Below are 8,230 nucleotides of genomic sequence, written 5' to 3' on the forward strand. Positions count from 1 at the left end.
CCCAAAGGATATTTCATGACCAAACGCATTCTCGTCGCCGGCGAATCCTGGACCGTGCATTCCATCCACCAGAAGGGCTTCGACAGCTTCACCACCACCGAATATGCCGAAGGGGTGCGCTGGCTGAAGGCGGCGCTGGAAAAGGGCGGCTGGGAGGTGACCTACCAGCCCTCGCATGTGGCGGCGCGGGAGTTTCCCTTCACGCCCGAAGAGCTGGCCCAATATGACTGCGTGGTGCTCTCGGATATCGGGGCCAATACGCTGCTGCTGCATCCGGACACCTTCAGCAGGTCCAAGCCGCTGCCCAACCGGCTGCATGCCATTCGCGACTATGTGGCCAATGGCGGGGGCTTCGTGATGGTAGGGGGGTATCTGACGTTCCAGGGCATCGACGCCAAGGGGCAATATGCCGGCTCGGGCGCCGAGGAGGCGCTGCCGGTGACGCTGATGCGCGCCGACGACCGGGTGGAAACCCCGCAGGGCATCGCCCCCCGGGTGAGCCAAGCCAGCCACCCCATCGTCGCCGGGCTGGAAAGCGATTGGCCGGACCTGCTGGGCTATAACAAGGTCAGCGCCAAGCCGGGCGCAACGCTGGTGGCGCAAGTGGGCGATGACCCGCTGATCGTGGCCGGAGAGATCGGCAAGGGGCGCGGGGTGGCCTTCACCTCCGATTGCGGGCCGCATTGGGCGCCGCCGCCTTTCGTCGAATGGACCGGCTATGACCGGCTGTGGACGCAGATCGCCGACTGGGCCGCCGGAAAGATCTGATGCAAGCCGCCCAGCCCGACGATCTCATCATCAATGCCGCCGACGAGGTGGCGATCCGCAAGCATCTGGCGCTGGTGGCGCTGGGCAAGAAGCCCGCCGACCGCGCCATCCGCCTCGGGCGGCTGTTCGACGTTCATGGACGGCGCTGGCACGCGGACCAGGAGGTGGTGATCTCGGGCAGGCGCATCGCCTGGGTGGGGCCGGTGGGAGCCTATCGCGGCGAGGTGGCGGAGCGGGTGGACCGTTCTTCGTTTTCGGCGGTGCCCGGCTTCGGGGAAGTGCACAAGCATATCGAATCGAGCCATCTCAGCCCCGAATGGGAGGCGGTGCTGGTGCTGCCGTTCGGGTGCACCTGGACCTGCGAGGCCAGCCACGAATTTTCCAATGTGAACGGGGCGCGCAATCTCGATTTCTGGATGATGGCGCGGCGGGCCGGCTCGCCCGCCAAGATCTTCCCCCTGCCCGGCTCGGCCGTGCCGCCCACCGCCTATGAATGGGGCGGCGGCCATTACGGCTATGACGAGCAGGAGCGCTTTCTGCGCGAGCACCTGGCGGTGGCGGGGCTGGACGAGGTGATGGACTGGCCGGCGGTGTGGAACCCCGACAATCCTTCGCATGACCGGCTCTGGGGCATGATCGAGGCCACTTTCGCCCAGCGCGGCGTGGTTGAGGGGCATGCGGCCGGCATGCGCGACATCAACGACATCAATGCCTTTGCCGGGGCCGGCATGGCCTCGGACCATGAGGCCTGGACGCTGGAGGAAGTGCAGGACAAGCTGCGGCGCGGACTGTTCATGGAATTGCGGCCGCATTCGCTGACCGAGGTGATTTCGGGCCTTCTGGAAGCTGGACAGCAGGACTGGTCCAATTTCGCGCTGTGCACCGATGACCGCAGCGCCTCGGACACGCTGAAGCTGGGCGCCACCGACCACAATGTGCGCCTCGCCCTGGACGCAGGCCTGCCACTGGAGATCGCGGTACAACTGGTGACGCTCAAGCCGGCGCGCCATATGCGGCTGACGCCCTGGGTGGGCTCGATCGCGCCGGGACGCTATGCCGATCTGGTGCTGCTGGACGACGAGGCGCGGCTGGGCATTGCGGAGGTGTGGGCCGATGGGCGGCAGGTATCGCGCGGCCGGGACTATATTGCCGCGGTGCCACGGATCGACTGGCCGGACTGGGCGACGCGCACGGTCAATATCGCGCGGGATTTAAGCGCCGAGGACTTTGCCATCGCGGCGCCGGCGGGTGCGGGCGAGACGGCCAATGCCGCGCTGCTGCGCCCCTTTCACTGGCATGACGATTTCATCACCGCTACCCTTCCGGTAGCGCAGGGCGCGGTGCAGCGCGACAGCGACCGCAACATCACCAAATTCGCCATTGTCGACCGCTTTTCCGGAGAAGGGAAAGTGGCAAAAATGTTCTGGCTGGGCACCGGGCCGAAAACGCCGGACACGGCGCTAGCCTGCTCGATGGGCCATGACAAGCACAATATCTGGGTGGTGGGCTCGTCGGACGAGGCCATGGCGCTGGCGGTCAATACGCTCAAGGACATGCAGGGCGGCTGGACGCTGGTCAGCGGCGGCACGGTGCTGGCGCGAGTGCGCTATGAAGTGGGCGGGTTGATGACCTGCCGGCCGGCGGCGGAACTGGACGCGGAAATGGCCGAACTCTACCGGCAGGGCGAAACCATCGACTGGATGTATGAGCCCACTTTCTCGCCGCGCTGGTGGCCGGGCTTTCCCGAAAGGCTGGCCTTTGCCACGCTGACCTGCGCGCCCTGGCGCTGGGTGCTGGTCGCCCCCTCGCCGCTGGCCCCGGACGGGTTCGTCAACGTCCAGACGGGCGCGACGCATAAGGTGGTGTGGTAGGAATTACCGCGCCGCCCAGAGCAGGCCGCGCTTGAGGATGGTGCGGATTTGGGGGAGTTCCAGCTCGTCGGCGGTGTGGCCGAGCGAGGAGTAGAACACCCTGCCCCGGTCATGATTGGTGGTGAAGACCACCGGCATCACCACATTGGCGCGCCAGGGATGGATGGCGCCGGAAAAAGTGGTGGTGGCCAGCACCTCCACCGCCGGATCGTAATTGAGGTAATATTGCTCGGAGGTATGCTCGAAGCTGTCGATGCCGGCCATGATGGGGTGGTCGGGGCGGGTCACATCCACCTTGTAGGTCATGATATTGCCGGGGTGCTGCACCCAATAGACGCTGGCGGCATAGCGGAAGGGCACGCTGGCGCGGAAGGTCGTCGCCAGCCCCATGTGATAGCCGGCCAGCCCGGTGCCGGCGCGGATGGCGGCGATGAGGTTGTTCATCTTCTCGGGCGGCAGCGTGCCATCGGTGATGACGGGCACGACGAGGTCGTTCCGACCCACATCCTCGGCGCCCAGGGCGTCGTAATCGGAGGTGACGGTGACGGCAAAACTTTCTTCCTCGAGCAGTTGGCGCACCACATGCGCGCCACGTTCGGGGGTGTGCAATTCCATGCCGCCCCAGACCACCAAAGCGCGCTTTTGCGTCATTTTCGCCTCCTAAAGTCCCAAGCCCACCGGCTCGGTGCGATGCACGCCCCTTGGCAGGAAGGGGAAGGATGATTCAATACCCAGCAGCTTTGCCGATAGATGCACCACCGAAAGCCACATTTCGGTGCCCTGCAGACCCGGCGTCTGCCCATCGGCAAAGGCGAAGCCCGCGCCATCCGCCCAGCGTTCGCCGGCGCGGGCGATGACGGAGCGGGCGATAGCCTCGGCCTCGGGTCGGCGATGGTCGGTCTGGGTGAGGCAGAGCAGCAGCGGGTGGATGGTATCGAGCAAATTGCAGGCCGTGTAGGTGGCCCCCGAAAAGCCGGCGTAGTTGCGATGGTTGAGCAGTACAGAATCGATGGCCTGTTCGGGTCGGGGCACGGCGATGCCGAACTGGGCATAGGTGCCGCGCGTCAGCCGGTAGAAGCCGTTGACGGGCTGGAGCAGGCCCTGTTCTTTTGTCGGTGAACCCCAGAGGCCCGAGGCGCGATCCTGATGCAGTGCCAGCCAGCCGAACAGGGTCTCTTTCGCGCTGGTGGTGGTGAAATAACGGGCGTTGAAATAAAGCGCGGTGCCGATGGCATCGACGGCGGCGCCGGCGCCCCAGGCGCGCTCGCGCCAGGACAGGCTGTCGAGCCATTGGCACAGCTCGGGGGCGGAGAGTTCCACCGCCGCGATGGGATGGAGGGGATGGCTGCCCAGCACTTCCAGGGCATAGCCGGCCGAAAGGATATTGTAGAGCGCCAGGCCATCGTCGCGCATGGGCTTTTGCGGCGAGGGGGGCTGGAAGGGATCGGGGAAAAGGCCGGTCTGGCGGTCCTGCACCGCTTGCAGGCGGGCGATGGCGGCATCCCGATCCAGACCCGGCGGCAGGGCGCCGAAACCGGCGGCGATCTCGATGGCATCGCACAGATGCCGGTTGCTGCGCCGGGCTGCGCCGTCATGCTCGCGGGAGACATAGTCGCCATTCTCGCTGTTGCGGGCAAGAATATCGGGCCATTGGCCGGCGGCGCGCGCGCCCAGTGCCTGCACTTGCGAGACGGCGTCGTGCCGGGTTTTACGGCCGCGATAGCGCAGGATCCTGGCGGGCACGCCGCCGGCAATGGCCATGGAAGGCACGTCGCGGCTGACCACGGCACCGGCCGCAACAATCGCGCCCCGGCCGATGCGCACGCCATCGACGATCACCGCATTGGCGCCGATCCACACATCGTCCTCAATGGTGATGCCACGGGTCTCATGGGGCTGGAGATAGATGGGCGTTTCGGGATCGTCATAGCCGTGATTGAAGCCGACAAGGGAGGCATGGCTGGCGATGCGCACACCATCGCCGCAGGTGAGCTTGCCGGAAATCATCGCATAGGGATTGACGGTGCAGTGGGCCCCGAACACCGCCTCGCCGCGCACCAGCGCGTGGCCGGCGATCCAGCTCTGCTCGCCCAGAACCAGGCGGGAGGTGAAAATGGCCGCCTCGGCAGCGATATAGGCGCCGGGGCCAAATTCGCCCCCGGCGGTTTCGGCCAGACGGGCCAGGCGGTCGCGATGGGCGGGCGCGTCGATGTCGGCGGGGCTGCGCTCCCAGGTGAGAAATTGCAGCCTTGCCTCAGGATCGGAGAGATGGTGCATGGCTCAGGCCAGCCGTTCGAGAAAGGCCGGCTCGATTTCATAGAGCATCGGCTCGCCGCGCACGAAACGCTCGATCTCCTCGATCGCCATGTGGCCCAGCCGCAGCCGCTCCGTGCCGATGGCGCCGGCGATATGGGGGGTGAGGAAGACATTGGGCAGCGTGTAGAGGGGCGAATCCAGCACCGGGATTTCAGGATCGGTGACGTCGATGACGGCCTGGATGCGCCCGGTCTGCAATTCGGCCAGCAACGCCGCTTCGTCGACCAGTGCCCCACGCGCGGTATTGATGAAGGCCGCCCCGTCGCGCAGCAGGCGCAATTGGCGCGCCCCGATCATGTGGCGGGTGGAGGGCAGCGAGGGCGCGTGGAGCGAGACCACATCGGAGCGCGCCATCAGCGCATCCAGTTCGACCAGTTGAACCTGGGCCGCGATGGGGTCGGAAGGCTGGACGAACGGATCGTAGAGCAGCACATCGAGATCGAAGCCCGCCAGCATGGCAATGACGCGGCGGCCGATGCGCGAGGCGCCGACAATGCCCACGGTGCGGCGGAAATTGCCGATGGGCTCGTCCATCAGCCGGTAGCTGGTGACGCGGGTGGGATCGGCGCGATAGAGGTCGCGCAGGTCGAAAGCGCGCTTATTGGCGAAGATGATGGAGGCCAGGGTATATTCGGCCACCGGCACCGCATTGGCCTCGGCCGAATGGGTGACGCGGACGCCGCGCGCATAGGCGGCGGGATCGACATTGAACTTCACCGTGCCGGCGGCATGGGCGATGAGGCGCAGGCCGGGAGCCATGCGCAGCACCTCGGGCCCGATCATCGGGCAGCCCCAGCCGGTGAGCAGCACCTCGGCCTGGGCGAGCAGACGCTGCGCCTCGGGGGAGGCGAAGCTCTCCATGGGCTGGGTGGAGAGGATATCGCAGCTTTGCGCCAGCCTTTCGAGCGCGGCTGCATCGAAGACGTGCCGGGTCTTGCCCGGACTGAGGGCAAAGGCGAGCTTGGGTCGCATCATCAGAAGCGCTCCGGCACCAGAATGGCACTGACATCGACACCCTCGCGGGCAAAGAGAGCCTCCAGCTCCGCCAGGTCGGGCAAGGCGGGAGGCGCGGCCAGCGCCGCCTCGGCAGCAGCGCCCGCCGGCAGCGCCATGGCGGCCGAGGCCAGCAGCGTGGTGCCCGCCGGGATCGCGCCGCGCAGTTGTGGCACGATGGTCTTGGAGACGATGAGATTGGTGTTGGGCAGGGCGCGGAAGGCCCTGCCCTCGCGTTTTCCGCCGACCGAAAGATCGAGAATGGCGCTAACATCGCTGGCGCTGATGGCGGCGGCGCGACCGGGCTCGTCGATATAGCGGTCGGCATTCATGTCGGCGCGGGCGATGGCGAAACCGCCTTCGGTGGCGTGGAGCGGGCGCGGCGTGGTGATGCGGTGGAGGCGGATATGCCAGGGGCTGGCCGGCAGCAGCCAGGTCTCGACGGTCACATCGTCCCAGGGTTTCCAGACGGCATGGAGTGCGTCGCCGGCGATACGGGCGCTCTCATTGGTTTCGCGCACACGGTAATGCCGGCGATCGTCGGAGAGGGCCAGCGCACCATCGAAGGCGCCCTGATCGTAGGAGCGCTCATCGGCCTCGACGGAAAAGCCATAGCGGGAGGAATAGACGAATTTGGCGTATTTTTCGGCGCCGTGGCGCATCTGCCAATTCTGCTGGCCTGAGGACAGGGCGACGATATTGCCGGGCGTGTGCATCATCACCATGCCCGGATGGCGCAGCGGCACGGGCTCGGCATCAAATTCGGCAGGCGCTTCCTCGGCCGTCCAGAAGGGATGGTCGGCCGGCAGCGCCAGCGGCAGGAAGGCCTTGAGGGCCCAATAGGGCGAGCCGGCCGAATTGTAGCTTTCGGACATGAACAGGTCGGGATAGCCATAGCCGATCGACAGCACCCCGTCGCGATTGGCGATGGGCAGGCGGCTCCACCAGCGCAGATGGCGCAGGAAATGGCCCTTGATCCGGCCCCAGGGCAGCGCTTCGAGATCGGCAAAGGCCAAGGCGCCCCAGAAGCCGCCGCAGGCGAAGCGATAGGTGAGGCTGCGCCCGAAGGCGAGCGCGCCGCCATCTTCATCAAACCAGTGCTCGATGTCGGTGGCGAACTGGCTGGCGCGTTCCTTGTAGACGGCGACGCGCGGATCGCCGGGCTTGGCGAGGCGGACATAGATCAGCCCGTAAAAATGCATGGCAAAGGGAATATAGTGGTCGAGGCGGCGGACATTGCCGTCCCGATACCAGCCATCGCCCAGATAGAAGCCGTCCAGTTCGTCTAGATATTTGTCGGTGAGGGAGCGATCGAAGTCCACGCCGCATTGATCGAGGCCGAGATCGACCAGGATGCGGAAGAATTTCCAGTTGTTGTCGGCATAGTCGAAGCGGCGGGCATGGACGAGATAGGCCGCCAGGTTGTCCTTGGCCTTTTGGGGCAGCGGGTCCCACACCAGATGCGGCAGCAGCTTGAGGGTGAAGCCGATGGCGGCCAGCTCGACCATGCGCTGGTCGGTAGCGTTGACCTCGCCCCAATATTCGGGGTGGTCGGGATCGGTGCCATTGGCAAGCCCCTGGCGGTAAAGCTCCCAATGCTCGAAATCGCCGCCGCCGGCGGCCAGCGGGGTGAGGCCCCAGAGCGGACGGGCGAAGCCTTCGAGATCGGCCGCCGCCCGGTCGAAATGGGCCCCGGCCCCATCGAGCCGCACGCGGGCGCCGCCGGCGGAGAAATAGGGCAGCAGCGGAGCGAAGAGATCGCGCAGGCCCTTTTCGACATCGGCGCGGGTTTGAAGCGGATTGCCATGCAGGGGATTGGCGCTCACCGGATCATAGGTCATTTACGCGATTGTCCTTTGCGGGGCCGGCTCATAGGCGCCCTTGAGTTCGAGGGTTTCGGCAAAGTGGCAGGCGGCCAATTGGGCACTGCCGTTGATGGGGCGAAGCGCGGGCGTCTCGGCGCGGCAGCGGTCCTGGGCGTAGCGGCAGCGGGTGTGGAAGGGGCAGCCCTTGGGACGATTGCCCAGATAGGGGATTTCGCCCTTGAGTTCGCTGCGCCTGCCCTTGCGCCGCGTGGGATCGGCAATGGGCAGGGCTTCGAGCAGCATTTCGGTATAGGGGTGGCGGGGACGCTCGAACAGCATCTCGGTGGGGGCATTTTCCACCACATGGCCCAGATACATCACCACCACCCGGTCGGCGATGTAGTTGACCACGCCCAGATCGTGGCTGATGAAAATATAGGTGAGGCCGAATTCGGCCTTGAGGTCGTCGAGCAGGTT

Annotated in this window: 7 protein-coding genes; 2 read left to right on the forward strand and 5 right to left on the reverse strand. The window is 66.1% G+C overall.

What is annotated here, in order from left to right:
• Positions 1-15 precede the first annotated feature (15 nt).
• A complete protein-coding gene (locus VDP82_RS10375; RefSeq protein ID WP_323014773.1) occupies positions 16-768 on the forward strand; it encodes a glutamine amidotransferase in 753 nt (250 codons plus the stop codon).
• On the forward strand, positions 768-2,639 hold the full coding sequence (locus VDP82_RS10380; RefSeq protein WP_323014774.1) for an adenine deaminase: 1,872 nt from the start codon (positions 768-770) through the stop codon (positions 2,637-2,639). Before VDP82_RS10375 ends, VDP82_RS10380 begins: the two co-directional genes overlap by 1 nt.
• A 3-nt stretch (positions 2,640-2,642) precedes the next feature.
• On the opposite strand, the gene VDP82_RS10385 is transcribed toward VDP82_RS10380, so the two are convergent.
• The 5 genes from VDP82_RS10385 to VDP82_RS10405 all read right to left on the reverse strand — a co-directional run.
• The gene (locus VDP82_RS10385; protein ID WP_323014775.1) at positions 2,643-3,290 is read right to left on the reverse strand and encodes a ThuA domain-containing protein; all 648 of its coding nucleotides are present in this window, start codon (positions 3,288-3,290) and stop codon (positions 2,643-2,645) included.
• 9 nt (positions 3,291-3,299) lie between these two features.
• The gene (locus tag VDP82_RS10390) at positions 3,300-4,916 is read right to left on the reverse strand and encodes an acyltransferase (protein ID WP_323014776.1); all 1,617 of its coding nucleotides are present in this window, start codon (positions 4,914-4,916) and stop codon (positions 3,300-3,302) included.
• 3 nt (positions 4,917-4,919) lie between these two features.
• Positions 4,920-5,930 carry a hydroxyacid dehydrogenase gene (locus tag VDP82_RS10395; protein WP_323014777.1) on the reverse strand — a complete coding sequence of 337 codons (1,011 nt, stop codon included), beginning with the start codon at positions 5,928-5,930 and terminating at the stop codon, positions 4,920-4,922.
• Positions 5,930-7,789 (reverse strand): DUF2264 domain-containing protein, encoded by a 1,860-nt coding sequence (locus VDP82_RS10400; RefSeq protein WP_323014778.1) that lies wholly within the window; start codon positions 7,787-7,789, stop codon positions 5,930-5,932. The genes VDP82_RS10395 and VDP82_RS10400 overlap by 1 nt, the downstream gene beginning before the upstream one ends.
• Positions 7,790-8,230, reverse strand: a 441-nt coding sequence (locus VDP82_RS10405; RefSeq protein WP_323014779.1) for an oligopeptide/dipeptide ABC transporter ATP-binding protein, incomplete at its 5' end; no start/stop codon positions are given.

The sequence above is a fragment of the Devosia sp. genome (assembly GCF_034675085.1).
In the GTDB taxonomy this organism is placed as follows: domain Bacteria; phylum Pseudomonadota; class Alphaproteobacteria; order Rhizobiales; family Devosiaceae; genus Devosia.

What these genes read in the sequence shown, in the direction of transcription:
- VDP82_RS10385 (WP_323014775.1), bottom strand. Translation starts at nt 3,290, where the DNA reads ATGACGCAAAAGCGCGCTTTGGTGGTCTGGGGCGGCATGGAATTGCAC.
- VDP82_RS10395 (WP_323014777.1), bottom strand. Translation starts at nt 5,930, where the DNA reads ATGATGCGACCCAAGCTCGCCTTTGCCCTCAGTCCGGGCAAGACCCGG.
- VDP82_RS10380 (WP_323014774.1), top strand. Translation starts at nt 768, where the DNA reads ATGCAAGCCGCCCAGCCCGACGATCTCATCATCAATGCCGCCGACGAG.
- VDP82_RS10375 (WP_323014773.1), top strand. Translation starts at nt 16, where the DNA reads ATGACCAAACGCATTCTCGTCGCCGGCGAATCCTGGACCGTGCATTCC.
- VDP82_RS10400 (WP_323014778.1), bottom strand. Translation starts at nt 7,789, where the DNA reads ATGACCTATGATCCGGTGAGCGCCAATCCCCTGCATGGCAATCCGCTT.
- VDP82_RS10390 (WP_323014776.1), bottom strand. Translation starts at nt 4,916, where the DNA reads ATGCACCATCTCTCCGATCCTGAGGCAAGGCTGCAATTTCTCACCTGG.